This window comes from Leclercia sp. 29361 (assembly GCF_011290365.1).
Lineage (GTDB): Bacteria > Pseudomonadota > Gammaproteobacteria > Enterobacterales > Enterobacteriaceae > Enterobacter > Enterobacter tamurae.
Genome location: NZ_CP049786.1, coordinates 172416 through 191698, shown reverse-complemented (window position 1 = coordinate 191698; position 19283 = coordinate 172416). Strand labels below are relative to the sequence as shown.

The window sequence follows — 19283 nt, the reverse complement described above, 5'->3', positions numbered from 1 at the left end:
TTACGCCTGGGGCTTCTCGCCGTTTTCATCCTGATCGACCGCAAAGCAGGCCACCAGTTGACCGCCGTAGTCTTTTAACTGCGGTTGCAGCTGGGTGCACGGCCCAAAGCGACGACGGCAGCGGGCGTTGAAGGCACAGCCCGGCGGTGGGTTGAGCGGGCTCGGCAGCTCACCGGTGAGCTTAATACGCTCCCGACGTTCATCCGGATTCAGACGCGGTGTCGCAGAGAGCAACGCCTGGGTATAAGGGTGGCGCGGGTTATTAAAGATCTGGTCTTTCGTCCCCTTCTCCACACAGCGTCCCAGATACATCACCATCACTTCATCAGCGATGTGCTCCACCACCGACAGGTCATGGGAGATGAAGACGTACGACAGGCCTAAATCCTGCTGCAGATCCATCATCAGGTTCAGTACCTGTGCACGGACGGAAACGTCGAGTGCGGAGACCGGTTCATCGGCGATCACCACATCCGGGTCGAGCATCAGACCACGGGCGATAGCGATACGCTGACGCTGGCCGCCGGAGAACATATGCGGATAACGATCGTAGTGCTCGGTCTTGAGCCCCACTTTCGCCATCATCGCCAGCGCCTTCTCGCGACGCTGCTCTTTGCTCAACGTGGAGTTGATCTGCAGCGGCTCCTCCAGAATCTGTCCCACTTTCTTACGTGGGTTCAGAGAACCGTACGGGTTCTGGAACACAATCTGGATTTTCTGGCGACGCAGCTTCTGCGCGTCGGGATCGTGCTTGAGCAGATCCTGCCCCTGATAGTACAGCTCGCCCCCGGTCGGGGTTTCAATCATGGTCAGCAGACGGCCGAGGGTGGATTTCCCGCAGCCGGACTCCCCCACCACCGCCAGCGTTTTGCCGCGCTCCAGGGTAAAGGAGACGCCATCCAGCGCTTTCACCAGGCGTTCCGGAGCAAACAGCCCCTTCTTCACCGGGTAGTGTTTTTTCAGGTCGATAGCCTGCAACAGCGGCTGTTGCAGGGTGGCCTCTTGCGTACTCATAGTGTGGGCCTCCCGGCGTCATCGAGTGGGTAGTGGCATTTAGACTGGCGGCCATCGCTGAGGGTATAGAGATCCGGCTCATCGATACGGCATTTGTCCGTGGCATACGGGCAGCGCGGGTTCAGCAGACAGCCGGTCGGGCGGTCATATTTACCCGGTACCACGCCCGGCAGTGACGCCAGACGCGCCTTGTCCTGAGCAAACTCCGGCAGGGCGCGCAGCAGGGCCTGGGTATACGGATGACGCGGCGCGCGGAAGATATCGTGCGAGTTGCCGGTTTCAACCACCTGTCCGGCGTACATCACGATAATTTTGTGCGCTGCTTCGGCCACTAACGCCAGGTCATGGGTGATCAGGATCAGCGCCATGTTCTCTTTCTGCTGCAGCTCCAGCAGCAGCTCGATGATCTGCGCCTGAATGGTCACATCCAGCGCAGTCGTCGGTTCGTCGGCAATCAGCAGCTTCGGACGACAGGCAATGGCCATGGCGATCATCACGCGCTGGCTCATCCCACCGGACAGCTGGTGCGGATACACATCCAGACGCGAGGCCGGATCGGGAATACCTACCTGGTTCAACAGGTCAATTGCCCGCTGACGACGGGTTTGCTTATTCCCACCCTGATGCACCTTAATCGCTTCCATGATCTGGAAACCGACGGTGTAGCACGGGTTAAGGCTGGTCATCGGGTCCTGGAAGATCATCGCCACTTCGGCGCCAACCAGGTTGCGACGCTCTTTTTCAGAGATACGCTTCAGATCCTGGCCGTTGAACTCCAGGCTTTCCGCCATTACGCGGCCGGGGTAATCAATCAGCCCCATGATCGCCAGCGAGCTTACCGATTTACCGGAACCTGACTCACCGACAATGCCAACCACTTCACCCTGATTTACGCTGTAGCTAACCCGATCTACGGCGCGAAACTCGGAGCCCACTTCACCGAAGTGCACCGATAATTTATCTACATTTAATAACGCCATCTCGTGCCTCTTACTGCTTCAGTTTGGGATCAAGTGCATCACGCAGACCATCACCCATCAGGTTAAATGCCAGCACCGTCAGCAGGATCGCCAGACCCGGGAAGGTCACGACCCACCAGGCGCTCTGCGCGAACTGCAACACGTCGGAGAGCATGGTGCCCCACTCCGGTGTTGGCGGTTGCGCACCCATGCCAAGGAAGCCAAGAGCAGCCATATCGAGAATGGCGTTAGAGAAACCGAGCGACGCCTGAACAATCAGCGGCGCAAGGCAGTTTGGAAGAATGTTGACGAACATCTGACGCATTGCCCCCGCACCCGCTACGCGGGAAGCGGTCACATAGTCGCGGTTAACCTCGACCAGTACGGCCGCACGGGTTAAGCGCACATAGTGCGGTAGCGCAACAAACGTCAGGGCAAGGGCGGCGTTGCCGATGGATGGCCCAAAGACCGCCACCAGCACCAAAGCCAGCAGCAGGCTTGGCAGCGCCAGCATGATGTCGACAACACGCATAATGATGTTATCAACCAGACCGCCGAAGTAGCCCGCCACCAGACCGAGCACCACGCCCATGATCAGCGACAGTACCACCACCAGACAGCCCACCAGCAGCGACAGACGCGCGCCGTACATCAGACGAGACAGCACATCGCGGCCTACATCGTCTGTACCCAGCAGATGCGACAGGGTACCGCCGTCCTGCCATGCAGGTGGCGCAAGCAGCGCATCACGGAACTGCTCCGCCGGGTTGTACGGCGCAAGAAAGTTCGCGAACACCGCGATCAAGATCATGATGACAACATACGCCAGCCCGACGACTGCGCCTTTGTTGCGTTTGAAGTAGTGCCAGAACTCCTGCAGCGGCGTCATTGGCACCGGTGCAGCGACCACTTTATTTTCAGAAACGTGTGACATGATGGCCCCTTACTTCTTATGACGAATACGCGGGTTCACCACGCCGTACAGCAAATCGACCAGCAGGTTGACGAGGATAATCATCGTCGCCACCAGCAGTACACCGCCCTGCACCACCGGATAATCACGGCGTTGCAGCGCGTCAATTAGCCAGCGTCCCAGACCCGGCCAGGAGAAGATGGTTTCGGTCAGGATCGCCCCTGCCAGCAACGTCCCCACCTGCAGCCCGATAACGGTCACTACCGGGAGCATGGCGTTACGCAGGGCATGGACGATGATCACCCGCATGCGGGTCAGACCTTTGGCACGGGCGGTACGGATGTAATCCTCGCCCAGCACTTCCAGCATTGACGAACGGGTCATACGCACGATAACCGCCAGTGGGATCGTTCCGAGCACCATGGCCGGGAGGATCATGTGCGCCAGCGCATCGATAAAGTTGCCCTCTTCGCCCCAGATGGCCGTGTCGATCAGCATAAAGCCGGTCAGCGGGTTGGAATCGTCGAGGAAGACCATGTCGCTGACGCGTCCCGAGACGGGGGTCAGGTTCCACTGCACCGACACCAGCATAATCAGCATCATGCCCCACCAGAAGATAGGCATTGAGTAGCCGGTCAGCGCCAGGCCAACGGCCGTATGGTCAAAGATAGAGCCACGTTTCACCGCAGCCAGCACGCCCACCGGAATACCCACGGCGACGGCAAAAATCATGGCGCAGACGCCAAGCTCAAGCGTAGCCTGAAAGCGCGGAACGAACTCTTCCCACACCGGCAGACGGCTTTTCAGCGAAATACCCAAATCACCATGCAGCACGCCCCAGATATAGTGGAGATACTGCTGCCACATAGGCTTATCCAGCCCCAGTTCAGCCAACAGTTGTGCATGACGTTCAGGAGAAATTCCACGCTCGCCCGCCATAATCATTACCGGGTCACCGGGGATCATATGGACGAAGGCAAAGGTGAGAAGGGTGATACCGATAAACGTGGGGATAACAAGTCCCAGACGTCGGAGGATGAACTGCAACATAACCCGGATTCTCTCTAATGACGTACGCCTGGAGGCGCGACGTCTGTATTGCTCACAAATCTTATTCCCTCCCCTTTCAGAGAGGGAATAAAGCACTGCTGCCGGGTGGCGCTACGCTTACCCGGCCTACATACCGTAGGCCAGTGCAAGCGCAGCGCCGCCTGGCATTGCTTTTAATTATTCAACAGAAACGTTTTCGAAGTGGTGTTTGCCCAGTGGATCAACCACATAGCCTTTAACTTCTTTACGCACTGGCTCGTACACGGTGGAGTGAGCCACGATCAGCGCTGGCGCCTGGTCATGCATCACAACCTGAGCCTGTTTGTACAGTTCGATACGCTTGTTGTGGTCGTCGGTGGCACGTGCCGGCTGAATCAGATCTTCAAACGGCTTGTAGCACCAGCGAGAGTAGTTAGAACCTTGTTTGGCTGCATCACAGCTGAACAGGGTCGCGAAGAAGTTATCTGGATCCCCATTGTCACCGGTCCAGCCCATCATCACTGCCTGGTGCTCACCTGCTTTAGCACGCTTCAGGTACTCGCCCCACTCGTAGGTCACGATCTTGGCCTGAACGCCGATTTTTGCCCAATCAGCCTGAACCATCTCGGCCATACGGCGCGCGTTCGGGTTGTAAGGACGCTGTACCGGCATCGCCCACAGCTCAACGGTAAAGCCTTTATCCTGGCCCGCTTCTTTCAGCAGTGCTTTCGCTTTCTCAACGTCATAGGTGTAATCCTTAACGTCGTCGTTGTAGCCCCACATGGTTGGTGGGATCAGGTTCTTCGCGGCAACGCCAGCGCCCTGATAAACGGCCTTGATGATCGCATCTTTGTTCACCGCGTAAGTCAGCGCCTGACGAACTTTCACGTCATCAAACGGTTTCTTTTCGGTATTGAAGGAGAGATAGCCGACGTTCAGGCCCGCCTGCTCGTGCAGAGTGATGTTCTTGTCCTGCTTCATGCGCGCGATATCAGCCGGGTTCGGGTACGGCATCACCTGGCACTCGTTCTTCTGCAGTTTGGCGTAACGCACGGAGGCATCAGGCGTGATGGAGAAGACCAGACGGTCGATCTGCGGCTTGGTGCCCCAGTAACCTTCGAACGCTTTGTACAGAATACGGGAGTCTTTCTGGTACTGCTGCATCTGGAATGGACCGGTACCGATTGGGTTCAGATCCACTTTCTCCGGCGTACCGGCTTTCAGCATGTTGTCCGCATATTCTTTTGACAGAATAGAGGCGAAGTCCATGGCCAGGTCAGCCAGGAATGGCGCTTCCGGACGGCTCAGGACGAACTGAACGGTGTTGTCGTCCACTTTTTTGATTTCGCTGATCAGGTCTGGCAGACCCATCCCTTCGAAGTACTCATAGCTGCCACCAGAAACTTTGTGATACGGGTTCTGGGCATTTTTCTGACGGTCGAAGGAGAACACCACGTCGTCGGCATTCAGTTCACGCGTCGGTTTGAAATCTTTGCTGTCCTGCCACTTCACGCCCTGACGCAGGTGGAAGGTATAGGTTTTACCGTCTTCGCTGACTTCCCACTTCTCAGCCAGACCCGGAATAACTTCCGTGGTACCGATTTTGAATTCAACCAGACGGTTATAGATTGGTACAGAGCTGGCGTCGTACGTCGTACCAGAAGTAAAGAGCTGTGGGTTAAAGCCTTCCGGCGAGCCTTCAGAACAGTAGACCAGGGTTTTTGCCTGTACGCCTGCTGCGACGGTCATAGCCACCAGGCTCAGACCAAGCTTCAGCATCCCTGACTTCTTCAAGGAAATACTCATTGTTATTCTGCTCCAATGTGATGTTTTTTGTTGTGTTACTCCGCCTGACCTTTAATTTATTTTTTACCCGGTCCGGTCGGTGTTGCCCTGAGGCGTTATAAGGGATGGAGATTCCTTTCAGAAGAGCGACTGAGTTGCAGCGCAGATCCTCCCTGAAGTGCCCCTCGTGCCCTACAATCTGTCAACAGAATGTGAAAACGTCAATACAGGTGACGGGGATTTACGCTAAGTGTGAGAATTGGCAAACAAAGATTAAAAAAACTACCGGAGCGTATTTTCAGCAGGGAAATTTATGCTACCCGCCATGATGCAGCACAACTCTCTACGCAATCTGCTACAACCAGTGATTAACATTTATTCAACCGGGGTAAATTTTCTTACGGAATGGCGATTATCTGCGCACTAAATGCCATGAACGTTAAAACGCACAGGGGAAAATGCTGAGGTTATCCATAAGCAACGCGAAAAAAGATCAATCCAAAGATAAAAAAATACAATGGAATATGTCACAAAAACGTTAGCAGGCAGGGCTAAACAGAGGTAAGGCGTATTTTAGTGAGTTAAGAGAAGTAAGTCTTGCGGGGAATTAATTTCGGCGGACGATAAATGCAAAAAACCCCTGCTCTAAGAGCAGGGGTTTCGAATGTGGTCGGCGAGAGAGGATTCGAACCTCCGACCCACTGGTCCCAAACCAGTTGCGCTACCAAGCTGCGCTACTCGCCGTTTGCGGAGCGCATCTTACTGCTACGCCCCACCTCCGTCAATCCCTTATTTTGCAAAAGCCTTTCAATCGGCTATAAAGTCGCCAGGCCTGTTACTTTGCGGCTTTTGCAGCACCGTCCGGCACTTTACACCAGTTGTTATTCTCGTTAATCCCGCCGTCTGGCGAGGTGTAACCGAGGCAACCGAGAATAGTGTCATACAGCTCCACATGACGACGCGCCACTTTCATATCCGCCTGCTCTTTCAGATGAGCGAACATTTTGGCTTTATCCGGGTTCTCCAGATATTTGTCAGACATCCACACCATCATCGGCACGCGGAACTGCTCCGGTGGTGCCATCTTGCGCGGTGTACCGTGCAGGTGCTCTTTCTCGTTAATCGACTCACCATGGTCGGCGGCGTAGAAGACGATCGCCTTCTTATCACGCACCTGATCAATCACGCTGTCGATAAAGTGATCCACGTAGGTCACCGAGTTGTCGTAAGAGTTGATCAGCTGCGCTTTGGTACAGTCTTTATCCACGCCCTTACATTCCGGCGTCCATTTGGCAAAGCTGCGCGGATAACGCTGGGTGTAGTTAAAGTGTGACCCTTTGGTATGCAGGATGATCATGTGCTTACCGTTCTGGTTGCCCTGCAGGGAACGCTGCATCTCATCGATCAGCAGCATATCGTCCACGCTCTTACCGCGGTTACGCGGCTCGGCGCCAATCTGCTCGCGGTAGGCGATGTTGTTGGCCATGGTGTTGCTGTAGAACCACATCTCGCTCTGCATCGCGTAGAGGTCGGAGCTAAAGCCAAGCTGACGCAGTACCGAAAAGACGTTCTGCTCTTTCAGCGTCCGCTGTGGGTTATCGCTCGCCCCACCCTCACGCACAAACATGCAGCGCAACGAGAGCTTGGTGGCGGTATCGCAGGAATAGCCGCGGAAGGCGACGAGGTTTTTCTCCTGCGCCAGCTTCGGCGTAGTATCCCGCTCATAGCCCAGCATGCCCATATGATCCCAGCGCGTGGTTTCACCAATAATGAACACCACGTAGGTATCGTCGATATCCGTCGGTGCCTGATAGGTGAATTTCTTCGCCGGGTTCATCAGCGATTTATTATCGGAGGACTCATCCACTTGCGCCCAGGCATATAACCCCAGCGCGGAGATCCAGTTGGACGGCAGATAGGAGTTCGCCACCACGCCGCCGTAGCTCGGCATATCCACGCCGGAGGTACGCTCAACGTTTTTCTGTTGCAGGTCGAGCAGGCGAATTGGCCCCCAGACCATTAATCCTGCCAGCACCACTACCGCGGCGCTGCGGATGCGCTGCCCTGGCGTACGCAGCTGGCGCAATAAGGTATAGCGGCAGCGGTTGTTCCAGATAAGCAGCAGAGGCAGAATGCTGACGCAAACCAGCCAGAGAATAAAGTGCAAACCGACCACCTCTTTCGAGAGGTCGATATCCGTGGTCATCACCGAGGCAATAATGCCGTAGCCAATCACCACGTTCATAAAGGTCATGTAATAGCTGGCACCGGCCGAGCACAACACCACCAGCGTGGCGAGTACGCGCCAGATCCGCCGTCCAAACAGCGACAGCAAACGCAGCAGAAAGAAGGTAACCAGCACCGTGGCAACCAGTTCGACGACCGCAGCGATTCCTTTCCAGGCGGTAAAGTCTTGCGCATAACCATCAAACCGACGGAAAAAAACCGCGCCATTCATAAACAGACCGATGTACAACGCGAGCAAAAAACTGAGCTTTTGTTGCGTCATCGCTTTGATATATTTCATTAATGCAACCTGGAGAAAGGTAAATAGAACCGTTTCACTTTTGGTCAAAAAGTGAACAGGATAATTCATTGCTCAGGGGACCGTTATCGGAAACGTCTTTAAGCGCGGTAAGTAGACCACAGGGAAAAGAAAAAGTGGCAGCAGAGAATGTGATCCCTGCAAATATTTACAAAAAAACAAGTCCGATGACATACCTGCGACCTGCTCTTTACCTATTACAGAAACAAAAAAGGCCGGAATATCCGGCCCTTAGGGTGAGTTTTAATCAGGCATGCGCTTCGTTAAATATTTCACGCTGCGGCTGGCGAATAGTGGTGGAAAGCGCCAGGGAGAGGATCAGCAGGGCAAATATAACGCAGAAGGTGACATAAAAGCCGCCGAACAGCGAAGCAATAAGCGAACCGCAAATACTGCCGATACCAAAGCCTAAATAAATAACACCGTAGTTTTTCGCCAGGTTATTCAGACCGAAGAATTCACTCACCAGCGACGGGAATACGGTAATGGTGCCGCCGAAGTTAAATGCCACGCAGGCGATGGCGGCAAAGAAGGTCACTTCATTGAGCGGGGCGAATAACAGGGCCGCCATCCCCACCAGCGATACCACCTGGCCGATCGTGATCACGCGGATACGGGCGATTTTATCTGAGAGGATCCCCAGCACCAGGCGGCCAGAGAGGTTAGCGATGGAGATAATGGTGACCGCGTTGGCTGCGGTTGCGGCATCCAGCTTCACCATCCCCTGGGCGATATCTTTCGCCACACCAATTACATACAGACCACTCATGCAGGCGGTCAGGAACATCACCGCCAGCATCCAGTACTGCGGTTTACGCATGGACTGGGCCAGAGTGAAGTCGTTCTCCACCACGCCGTTAACGGATTTCACTTCCTGCTGCGGGGCATCTTTCATCAGCGTCGCCCCGAACAGGATCATCACCAGCACGATAGCGCCCCAGATCATGAAGGTCTTTTCCAGGCCGACGGTGGCCAGCAGATGGCTGTCGATGAATTTGAAGCCCAGGCTGCCGAGACCATAAGAACCAATGGCGAAGGCGGAGATCAACCCTTTACGCTCCGGGAACCACTTCACGCAGTTGGACAGCGTTAACAGGTAGCCTGCGCCATCTGCCAGCCCCACCAGCACCCCGGCGCTCAGCCACAGCATCATCAGGTTGCTGGAGTGGGCGGTCAGGAAGAAGCCGACCCCCAGCAAAATCCCGGAGGCCATGGTGACGCGTTTCACGCCGAAGCGTTCCTGTAATTTACCGGCGATAGAGGATGAGAGGGCCAGACCGAGGCTCAGCAGGCCAAAGGAGAAGGCCACCTGGCTGACCGGAGCATTGAGTTTATCGGAGAGGGCGCTGTTAAACAGACTCCAGGTATAGACTGAACCCAGAGCAAACTGGGTCACGATGGTGCCGATAAGGGTTAGCCAGCGGGTGCGGTTATACGTTGAGGTATTCATGGCAGTTGTCCTGCAGCAGAAAAAAGGGAAGTTCACTGCTGACAACGATAACCAAAACCCTACATGAGCAGGGGTAAAACGGCATGAAATGCAGACGGGACGGAATGAAATGCCAGAAATCAGGAATGAATGACCTGGACTATCGTCTGAACCTGCCCCGGATAAGCGAACTCCCGGTGCCGACCAGGTCACTCATGCACTGAATTCAGAACCTCGCGCTGACGCCGAGGGTATAGAGATAATCTTCTCCGGTGGTCATGTTTTCGGCCTGCGACATTGAGGCATAGGCCGCCATGTACGGGTTGAGCAGCATATCCGCCCCGACGGTGACATCCATCCAGTTGCCGTACTGCGTCGAGGGTGCCAGCCGCCCCAGGCCGGACTGCATCTTCCACTGATTATCACCGAACTGCTGGTTATAGCTGATTTGCGCCCAGGGCCGCACATCCCCCAGTCGGGTATCGACGCGCCAGCCCAGGGTGCTGACGCTGGCATGCCATAGCGGGTCGGTCAGCGATTGGGTATTCACGCTGTCGCCAAACTCGTTAACCATATTGGGCGTGGAGCCATCGTAATGCCAGGCGGCAACCGGTCCGGTGGTGAAACGGCGGGCAACGGGAATACTCCACCCCACGCTCATTGAACTGGTCGCATCCGTCGGGGACGAATCGGGCAAATTCAGCGCCAGACCGGGCGTATTCTGCGAAGAGAGGATCCGCTCTTTGAGAATGTCCTCATAACGCGGTTGGTGATCGTCGTCCCATGTATAACGCTCAGTGGTATTACTTTTTGTATCCGAAACGATATATTCCTGTTGCCAGGCATTTGCTGTGTTGCCTGTCAGCAGACAGGCTAAGAAACTCACCAGGCCCGGGGCATGGCGGCCACTTATTTTTTTTATAATCATCAAAGCGACTCCAGAGAAGAGCCGAATTCGGCGATATTTGTGATTGTTTATAGTGAGGCTACGCGGCGACATGAAGAATGTTGCGTATCAGCCTGTATTAACTATTGTCTCTTTAGGTGACACGTCAAGCCGGGTCGATTGAAATTTTTGCGATTTCATGAGCAATAAGGGAGAGAACCGATGCAACGTTGTGGCTGGGTTAGCCAGGATCCGCTCTACATCGCCTATCACGATAAAGAGTGGGGCGTGCCGGAAACTGACGGAAAGAATTTGTTTGAGATGATCTGCCTTGAGGGTCAGCAGGCCGGATTATCCTGGATCACCGTGCTTAAAAAGCGGGAGAACTATCGCCAGGCCTTTCATCAGTTCGACCCGGTTCTGGTCGCCGGGATGACCCCTGAGGATGTCGACAGGTTAGTGCTGGATGCGGGCATTATTCGCCATCGCGGCAAAATCGAAGCCATTATCGGCAACGCCCGGGCTTATCTGGCGATGGAAGAGCACGGCGAGCGCTTTACCGATTTCGTCTGGTCTTTTGTCGACAACACCCCGCAGGTGACCCGGGCGGCGACGCTGGCAGAGATCCCCACCTCCACGCCCGCCTCAGACGCGCTGTCGAAAGCGCTGAAAAAGCGCGGCTTTAAGTTCGTCGGCACCACCATCTGTTACTCCTTTATGCAGGCCTGCGGGCTGGTCAACGATCACGTCACCGTCTGCCATTGTCATCCCGGAGGTCAACATGATCCGCAAATGGCTCAATGAGGAGCTCGAACCTCTGCTGGCTCTCTGGCTTGAAAGCACCACCGTCGCCCATCCGTTTATCGACGCGCAGTACTGGCAGGAGAGCGAGGCGGTCGTGCGAGAGGTTTACCTCCCGTCGGCAGAGACCTGGGTGTGGGAAGAGGATGGTCAGCTTCGGGGCTTCATCAGCGTGATGCAGTCAGTCTATGTCGGCGCGCTGTTTGTCGACCCGGCGTATGCCGGACAGGGGATCGGGCATGCGCTGATCCACCATGTGCAGCAGCGCTACCCGTCATTAAGCCTGGAGGTTTACCAGAAGAACAGCCGGGCGGTGAATTTCTACCATGCTCAGGGCTTTCGGATTGAAGACAGCGCCTGGCAGGAAGATACCCAACACCCGACCTGGCTTATGAGCTGGCAGGCGGATCAAACGCCGTTAGCGTAAGCGTCGGCCCCTGATATTTTTCCAGCCATGCCAGCGCGGTATTCCCCGCACAGCCGTTCCCCAGCTTCGAGCTGGGGAGATCTTTGGTCAGCACGTTGACCGCCCCGTTCTTACAAATTCCGCCATTATCACCATCCAGATCCGGCCATGCTCCCTGATGAATACAGATCACCCCAGGCTTAATGCCGTCGCTGACCACCGCCCCGGCCAGCACCTGACCGCGATGGTTCCAGACGCGGACCACGTCGCCATCGGCAATGCCGCGCGCCTTCGCGTCATCCGGGTGCAGCGTCACCGGCTCGCGCCCGGCCACCGCGTATTGCTCACGCAGGGAAGAGTAGTTCAACTGGCTGTGCAGACGGTGCGCCGGATGGGCAGAGAGGATCTGCAGCTGCTGCGGCTCGGCATTGCCATGCCACTCGTCCGGCTCCAGCCACATCGGGTGCGGCGGACAGTCGGCATAGTTGTAGCTGGCGATACGCTCAGAGTGGATCACAATTTTACCGCTCTCGGTTTTCAGCGGATGGCTCGCGGGATCGCGACGGAAATCGGCGAAGCGCACGAACGTCGCGTTCTCCTCGGACTCCGGCATTTCAACGATCGCATTGGCCTCCCAGAACTCGGCAAAGGGCGCTAACGTCACCCCCTGTGCTGCGCCGCGCTGCCCGGCGATCTGGTAGAAGGTCTCCAGCCACTCGAGATCGGTTTTACCCTCGGTAAATCGCTCGCGCCCGCCCTGCTCCCAGCGTTCGCTCAGCTCGGCAAATACCTCCAGGTCATCCCGCGCTTCATCCCGCGGCGCCACGACCCGCTTCATCGGCACCATATGCTGGTTGCTGTAATCCCCGGTCATGGTCATGTCATTACGTTCAAACGAGGTGGTCGCCGGCAGCACGATATCGGCATGCTTCGCCGCCGCGGTCCAGAAGCACTCGGAGATGACAACCAGCTCCGGCTTTTGCCAGGCGCGGATCAGTCGGTTAGTGTCCTGATGATGGGTAAAGTTGGCACCACCCGCCCACCAGACGAAGCGAATATCCGGGAAGTGGCGATCCAGCCCGTTGTGCTGATAGAAGCCGCCCGGATTTTCCAGCGCCTCGACAATCCGGGCGACCGGGAATTTATCCACCGCGTCCGTACCGCCCTTGACCGACCCCTGCATGGAGGCCAGTACCGCCGCGCGCCGCGTTGGGTTGCCGCCGTTGGCAAAGTGGTATGAAAGACCAAAGCCGCCGCCCGGGGTGCCAATCTGACCGAGCATCGCTGCGAGGGTGACCAGCATCCAGTGTTTCTGCTCGCCAAACTGCTGGCGCTGCATGCCCCAGCCGGACATCAACATGGTGGTGTTACTGTGGAATAACGCCGCCAGCTCGCGGATTTTATCTGCCGGAACGCCGCAGATGTCGGCAGCCCACTCGGCAGTTTTGGCGATACCGTCGGTCGCGCCGAGAAGGTAATCGGCAAATTTTTGATAGCCGCTGGTACAGCGGGCGAGGAATTCCTCGTCCTGCCAGCCGTTCTCCACCAGCGTATGGGCGATGCCGAGCATCATTGCCACATCGGTCCCCATATGCGGGGCGATCCACTCGGCGCTTTCGCCAAAGAAATCCATGGTTTCGGAGCGCATCGGATCAATACAGATCAGGCGCTTGCCGCTTTTACGCAGCGCGTCGAAATACGGGATCCCCTGCTCATCGCTGGCGTTCCAGGCAATTTTCAGGGTATTGAGCGGGTTGGCGCTCCATAGCACCACCACGTCGCTGTGCTCCAGCACCAGCGGCCAGCTGGTCTGCTGCTGGTACACCTCGTTGCCGCCCATCACATAGGGCATGATGGCCTGCGCCGCACCGGTGGAGTAATCCCCCAGATGACCGGTGTAGCCGCCCGCCAGGCTCATATAGCGCTGAAGCAGGGTCGCGGCCTTATGCAGCACACCGTTCGAGCGCCAGCCGTACGACCCGGCAAAAATGGACGACGGACCATAGTTCTCACGAATACGTTTATGCTGCGCGTCGATAAGATCCAGCGCCTGATCCCAGCTGACGCGCACAAACTCATCCTGCCCGCGCACCCCCTGTGGGTTATCCGGCGACGCCAGAAAGCCTTTACGGACCATCGGCCAGCGCACGCGGGTTTTGCTGTGCACCTGGTCGCGCACTGCGGTTTGCAGAGAGTTAGGGTGCTGCGTCGGCAACGCGCCACGGGACGAGATCACCGTGTCGCCGTCGGTTTCGACCAGCATGGGCCCCCAGTGGGCTGCCGTCAGAATGGTTTTTGTAGAAGTGGTCACAGCGTGTGCTCCTGGATTGCCGGTTGCAGGTTTTCTCAGCCTTCATTGAGGCTGTTTATGATTCGTCACAAATTTAAGAGTTATCCCCGGAATTTTCTCCGTAACTGCACGTCATAATCAACCGCCACGCCCGTCGTGGCAAAGAATAAAAAAGCTTAAGGAAAGAAGATGAAAAAAAGCGCACTTATGATTGCCGCCGTAGTCAGCGGCGCACTGGTTGTTTCAGGCTGCACCACCAACCCTTACACCGGCGAACGCGAAGCGGGTAAATCGGGCATCGGCGCGGGCATCGGCTCCCTGGTCGGCGCAGGCGTTGGCGCACTCTCCTCCTCGAAGAAAGATCGCGGCAAAGGCGCTCTGATTGGTGCCGCAGCAGGTGCCGCGCTGGGCGGCGGGGCCGGTTATTACATGGATGTGCAGGAAGCGAAGCTGCGCGACAAGATGAAGGGAACCGGCGTGAGCGTCACCCGTAGCGGCGATAACATCATTCTGAACATGCCGAACAACGTGACCTTCGACAGCAGCAGCGCGACGCTGAAACCTGAAGGTGCCAACACCCTGACCGGCGTGGCGATGGTGCTGAAAGAGTACGAAAAAACCGCGGTGAACGTGCTGGGCTATACCGACAGTACCGGTAGCCAGGATCTGAACATGCGTCTCTCCCAGCAGCGTGCCGACGCAGTAGCCAGCGCCCTGATCACCCAGAACGTCGCGGCAAACCGCATTCGCACCAGCGGTATGGGCCCGGCCAATCCGATCGCCAGCAACAGCACGGCGGAAGGTAAAGCGCAGAACCGCCGCGTGGAGATCACGCTTAGCCCGATCCAGTAGGTAAAAGCAAAACGGCAACCTGGTTGCCGTTTTTAGTGTTTGCACCCTCTCCCCGTGGGAGAGGGCCGGGGTGAGGGCATCAGGCCGCACAAACCCCAGGCCCGGTAAGCGTAGCGCCACCGGGCATTTTCGCGCTAAGGTGTACGCACCAATAGCAAGGAAATCAGCGATGAGCAAATCAACACGGTCCACCATCAGCGACGTGGCGAAAGCCGCAAAAACCGGTAAAACCAGCATCTCCCGTTATCTCAACGGCGAAAAACACCTGCTGTCCGACGCGCTGCTGGCCCGCATTGAACAGGCTATCGCCGACCTCGACTATCGCCCGAGCCTGATGGCCCGCGGTCTGAAACACGGCAAAACCCGTCTCATCGGCCTGATCATCGCCGATATCACCAACCCCTACTCTGTTAATGTCCTCAGCGGCATCGAAGCCGCGTGCCGGGAAAAAGGGTTTACCCCGCTGGTGTGCAACACTAATAACGAAGTCGACCAGGAGCTGCACTACCTCGATCTGCTGCGCAGCTATCAGGTGGAGGGCATCGTGGTTAACGCCGTGGGCATGCGCGAGGAGGGGCTCAACCGCCTGCAGCAGTCGGCCCTGCCGATGGTGCTGATTGACCGCAAAATCCCGGACTTCGCCTGCGATGTGGTGGGACTGGATAACACTCAGGCTGCGACCACCGCCACCGAACACCTTATCGAACAAGGCTTTGAAGCGATCCTGTTCCTGAGCGAACCGCTGGGGATGGTCAATACCCGCCGCGAACGCCTGAGCGCCTTTCGCTCCACTCTCGCCCGCTATGCTGGCGTAGTCGCTGAAAACGTCGAGATCCCACTTCACGAGTCTGAGCAGTTGGACAACGCCCTGCGCCAGTTTCACACCCGCCATCGCGGGATGCGCAAGGCGGTGATCTCCGCAAATGGCGCGCTGACACTGCAGATTGCCCGAGCGCTGAAGCGCATTGGCCTGCACTGGGGCAGCGACATCGGCCTGCTGGGTTTTGACGAGCTGGAGTGGGCGGAGCTGGCAGGCGTCGGCATTACCACCCTCAAACAACCCACCTGGCAGATTGGCTTCGCTGCCGTCGAGCAGGTGGTCCGCCGGATCAACGGTGCCGATGAGGCCGTGCGCGAGCAGGTCTTCTCCGGCGAGCTGATCGTCCGCGGTTCCACGTCACGTTAACCCCCTTCGTGATGGCGATCATAAATCCAGCATCCTGAACTTTTCTTTGGAACCGGTTCCATCTAGCGTAAAGAGTATCAGCTACGTGATGGAGTCCGCCAATGGGCAGAAAAATTATTGTTGTCACCGCCGCGTATGGCGCTGACAAGGTACGTGAAGCAGGTGGCCAGCGCGCCATGCTGCACGTGATCGCCGGTGCGGGTGCCGACGGGGTCGAGATCCGCCGGGAGTTATTCAGCGACGCCGAACTGGCGTCCTTACCCACGCTGGCCGGGTCCATTGAACTGCTCGGCCTGCTGGCCTGCTACTCCGCCCCCGATGCCCTCTTTACCCCGGACGGCAATCTCAATCCCATGCTGCCCCGCTACCTTGCCGAAGCCGCGACGCTTAATGCCCTGTGGCTTAAGGTCTCCCTCGGCCATTTCAGCGATAAGCAGCAGCTCGATGCGCTGCGCGCCCTGCTCGATGAAACCGGCATGACGCTGGTGGTGGAAAACGACCAGACGCGCTGCGGCCAGCTGGCGCCGATGCAGCGTTTCAAGGCAGCCTGCCGGGTGATGAACCTCCCGGTCACCCTGACCTTTGATATGGGCAACTGGCTGTGGGTGGGTGAATCCCCGGAGGAGGCCGCAAAGCATCTGGCGCCTGCGGTGAGCTATATCCACGTCAAAGCCGCCGTTCCCCATCAGCAACAGTATCGCGCCGTGCCGCCGGACAACGACAGTGCGCGCTGGCAGGCGCTGCTGGATCAGCTTCCTGCCGACGCTCCACGCGGAATCGAGTTTCCGCTGGAAGGGCCAGACCTGACGGCGGTCACCCGTCACTACATTAATTTGCTGCGCGAGGAGTAACGACATGCCACACGCTCTGGATGTCATCACCATTGGCGAAGCCATGGCCATGTTTGTCGCCACAAATACCGGCGAACTCAGTACCGTCGACCACTTTATCAAGCGCGTTGCTGGGGCAGAACTGAACGTCGCCACCGGCCTGGCGCGCCTTGGCCTGAAGGTGGGCTGGGTGAGCCGCGTCGGCAATGACAGCTTCGGTCAGTTTGTGCTCGATACCCTGAAAAACGAGGGGATCGAGACCGCAGGCGTGACCCTGGATGGCCGTTATCCGACAGGCTTTCAGCTCAAATCGAAAGTCACTGATGGAACCGATCCCATTGTGGAGTACTTCCGTAAAGGCTCGGCGGCCAGTCACCTGTCGGTAGAGGATTTCAATCCAATCTGGTTTACCGCAGCACGGCATCTGCACCTGAGCGGCGTGGCGGCGGCGTTGTCCGCCAGCTCATACGCCCTGCTCGATCATGCCGCAGGCGCAATGAAAGCCGCGGGCAAGACGATCTCCTTCGATCCGAACCTGCGCCCGGTGCTGTGGAAAAGCGAAGCGGAGATGGTGGAGAAGCTCAACCACCTCGCCTTCCAGGCCGACTGGGTATTACCCGGTGTGAAAGAGGGCCAGATCCTGACCGGAGAAAAAACGCCGGAAGGGATCGCTGATTTTTACCTGAACCGCGGCGTGAAGGCGGTGATCCTGAAGACCGGGGCCGACGGCGCCTGGTTTAAAACCGCCGATGGTGAGCAAGGTGCCGTGGCGGCGGTCAGGGTTGAAAATGTCGTCGATACCGTTGGGGCGGGAGACGGTTTTGCCGTCGGCGTGGTCAGCGCCTTGCTCGAGGGGAAAACCCTGCAGCAGGCCATCACCCGCGGCAATATCATCGGCTCGCTGGCGATCCAGGTTCAGGGCGACAGCGAAGGATTACCGACCCGGCAACAGTTAGGGGAGTAAATCCCCTCACCCTGCCCCTCTCCCCAGAGGGGAGAGGGAATAAACAAACAGACCACCCTGCACCCTACAGACAGCGGCGGTCATTTCCTCAACCACAGAGGCAAGCCTATGAACAGTGCAACAAATGCAGTAAAACGCTGGTGGTACATCATGCCTGTCGTGTTCATCACGTACAGCCTGGCGTATCTCGATCGCGCGAACTTCAGCTTCGCATCCGCCGCAGGCATCACCGAAGATCTGGGGATCACCAAAGGCGTCTCCTCGCTGCTGGGTGCCCTGTTCTTCCTCGGCTATTTCTTCTTCCAGATCCCCGGCGCGATCTACGCCGAACGCCGCAGCGTGCGCAAACTGATCTTCATCTGCCTGATCCTGTGGGGCGCCTGTGCCTCCCTGACCGGGATGGTGAATAACATCCCGGCGCTGGCGGCCATTCGCTTTATCCTCGGCGTAGTGGAAGCGGCGGTAATGCCTGCGATGCTGATCTACATTAGCAACTGGTTTACCAAATCCGAACGCTCGCGCGCCAATACCTTCCTTATTCTCGGTAACCCGGTCACGGTGTTGTGGATGTCGGTGGTCTCCGGGTACCTGATCCAGTCCTTCGGCTGGCGCGAGATGTTCATTATTGAGGGCGTTCCGGCGGTGATCTGGGCCTTCTGCTGGTGGGTGCTGGTGAAAGACAAACCGGCGCAGGCCAAATGGCTGTCGGAAGATGAAAAAGCAGCCCTGCAGGCGCAGCTGGATAAAGAGCAGCAGGGGCTGAAAGCGGTGCGTAACTACGGCGAAGCCTTCCGGTCACGCAACGTGGTGCTGCTGTGCATGCAGTACTTCACCTGGAGCATCGGGGTTTATGGTTTTGTCCTGTGGCTGCCGTCCATCATTCGTAGCGCGGGCGATAACCTCGGTATGGTCGAAGTGGGCTGGCTGTCATCCGTGCCGTATCTGGCAGCAACCATCGCGATGATCGTGGTCTCCTGGGCGTCGGATAAACTGCAAAACCGTAAGCTGTTCGTCTGGCCGCTGCTGTTAATTGCTGCCTGCGCCTTTATCGGCTCGTGGGCGGTTGGCGCCAACCACTTCTGGGTTTCCTATACCCTGCTGGTGATCGCCGGTGCGGCAATGTATGCCCCATATGGTCCGTTCTTTGCCATCATCCCGGAAATGCTGCCGCGTAACGTGGCGGGCGGCGCGATGGCGCTGATCAACAGCATGGGTGCGCTGGGCTCGTTCTTTGGTTCGTGGTTCGTGGGGTATCTGAATGGCGCAACCGGCAGCCCGTCGGCCTCGTACATCTTTATGGGGGTGGCGCTTTTTGCCTCGGTGTGGCTTACTTTAATTGTTAAGCCTGCTAATAATCAGAACCTTCCCGTCGGCGCACGCCACGCCTGAACCCT

General features: G+C 57.2%; 16 protein-coding genes and 1 tRNA gene. 7 read left to right on the top strand and 10 right to left on the bottom strand.

Annotated elements, in window-relative coordinates:
• The 9 genes from dppF to G7090_RS00865 all read right to left on the bottom strand — a co-directional run bounded on the left by dppF (position 1) and on the right by G7090_RS00865 (position 10602).
• Positions 1-1014 (bottom strand): dipeptide ABC transporter ATP-binding subunit DppF, encoded by a 1014-nt coding sequence (gene dppF / locus G7090_RS00905; RefSeq protein ID WP_106995518.1) that lies wholly within the window; start codon positions 1012-1014, stop codon positions 1-3.
• Positions 1011-1994, bottom strand: a complete 984-nt coding sequence (gene dppD, locus G7090_RS00900; RefSeq protein WP_106995517.1) for a dipeptide ABC transporter ATP-binding protein — start codon at positions 1992-1994, stop codon at positions 1011-1013. The genes dppF and dppD overlap by 4 nt, the downstream gene beginning before the upstream one ends.
• A gap of 10 nt (positions 1995-2004) precedes the next feature.
• Positions 2005-2907, bottom strand: a complete 903-nt coding sequence (dppC, locus tag G7090_RS00895; protein ID WP_106995516.1) for a dipeptide ABC transporter permease DppC — start codon at positions 2905-2907, stop codon at positions 2005-2007.
• A 9-nt stretch (positions 2908-2916) separates the two neighbouring features.
• Positions 2917-3936, bottom strand: coding sequence for a dipeptide ABC transporter permease DppB (gene dppB / locus G7090_RS00890; protein WP_166181221.1), 1020 nt, complete (start codon positions 3934-3936; stop codon positions 2917-2919).
• 177 nt (positions 3937-4113) lie between these two features.
• Positions 4114-5721, bottom strand: a complete 1608-nt coding sequence (dppA, locus tag G7090_RS00885; RefSeq protein WP_106995514.1) for a dipeptide ABC transporter periplasmic-binding protein DppA — start codon at positions 5719-5721, stop codon at positions 4114-4116.
• A 646-nt stretch (positions 5722-6367) separates the two neighbouring features.
• Positions 6368-6444, bottom strand: a tRNA-Pro gene (locus tag G7090_RS00880).
• Positions 6445-6535: 91 nt separating this feature from the next.
• Positions 6536-8227: a kdo(2)-lipid A phosphoethanolamine 7''-transferase gene (eptB, locus tag G7090_RS00875; RefSeq protein ID WP_106995512.1), complete on the bottom strand. Its 1692-nt coding sequence runs from the start codon at positions 8225-8227 to the stop codon at positions 6536-6538.
• 265 nt (positions 8228-8492) lie between these two features.
• The gene (locus G7090_RS00870; protein WP_106995511.1) at positions 8493-9695 is read right to left on the bottom strand and encodes an MFS transporter; all 1203 of its coding nucleotides are present in this window, start codon (positions 9693-9695) and stop codon (positions 8493-8495) included.
• Positions 9696-9900: 205 nt separating this feature from the next.
• Positions 9901-10602: an autotransporter domain-containing protein gene (locus G7090_RS00865; RefSeq protein ID WP_106995510.1), complete on the bottom strand. Its 702-nt coding sequence runs from the start codon at positions 10600-10602 to the stop codon at positions 9901-9903.
• 180 nt (positions 10603-10782) lie between these two features.
• Between G7090_RS00865 and tag the strand changes: the two genes are divergently transcribed.
• On the top strand, positions 10783-11364 hold the full coding sequence (tag, locus tag G7090_RS00860; protein ID WP_106995509.1) for a DNA-3-methyladenine glycosylase I: 582 nt from the start codon (positions 10783-10785) through the stop codon (positions 11362-11364).
• Complete coding sequence (locus G7090_RS00855) at positions 11342-11788, top strand: N-acetyltransferase (RefSeq protein WP_106995508.1); 447 nt, start codon at positions 11342-11344, stop codon at positions 11786-11788. The genes tag and G7090_RS00855 overlap by 23 nt, the downstream gene beginning before the upstream one ends.
• On the opposite strand, the gene G7090_RS00850 is transcribed toward G7090_RS00855, so the two are convergent.
• Entirely contained in the window at positions 11751-14078 is a 2328-nt protein-coding gene (locus G7090_RS00850) for a molybdopterin guanine dinucleotide-containing S/N-oxide reductase (RefSeq protein ID WP_166181219.1), read from the bottom strand. The two genes, G7090_RS00855 and G7090_RS00850, sit on opposite strands and share 38 nt — an antisense overlap.
• A gap of 168 nt (positions 14079-14246) precedes the next feature.
• On the opposite strand from G7090_RS00850, the gene G7090_RS00845 reads away from it, so the two are divergent.
• From G7090_RS00845 to G7090_RS00825, 5 genes are all read left to right on the top strand, one after another.
• A complete protein-coding gene (locus G7090_RS00845) occupies positions 14247-14909 on the top strand; it encodes an OmpA family lipoprotein (protein ID WP_106995506.1) in 663 nt (220 codons plus the stop codon).
• A 169-nt stretch (positions 14910-15078) separates the two neighbouring features.
• A complete protein-coding gene (locus G7090_RS00840; protein ID WP_166181217.1) occupies positions 15079-16095 on the top strand; it encodes a substrate-binding domain-containing protein in 1017 nt (338 codons plus the stop codon).
• 101 nt (positions 16096-16196) lie between these two features.
• Complete coding sequence (locus tag G7090_RS00835) at positions 16197-16946, top strand: sugar phosphate isomerase/epimerase (protein WP_166181215.1); 750 nt, start codon at positions 16197-16199, stop codon at positions 16944-16946.
• A 4-nt stretch (positions 16947-16950) separates the two neighbouring features.
• The gene (locus G7090_RS00830; protein WP_166181213.1) at positions 16951-17889 is read left to right on the top strand and encodes a sugar kinase; all 939 of its coding nucleotides are present in this window, start codon (positions 16951-16953) and stop codon (positions 17887-17889) included.
• Positions 17890-17997: 108 nt separating this feature from the next.
• On the top strand, positions 17998-19278 hold the full coding sequence (locus G7090_RS00825) for an MFS transporter (protein ID WP_166181211.1): 1281 nt from the start codon (positions 17998-18000) through the stop codon (positions 19276-19278).
• Positions 19279-19283 lie beyond the last annotated feature (5 nt).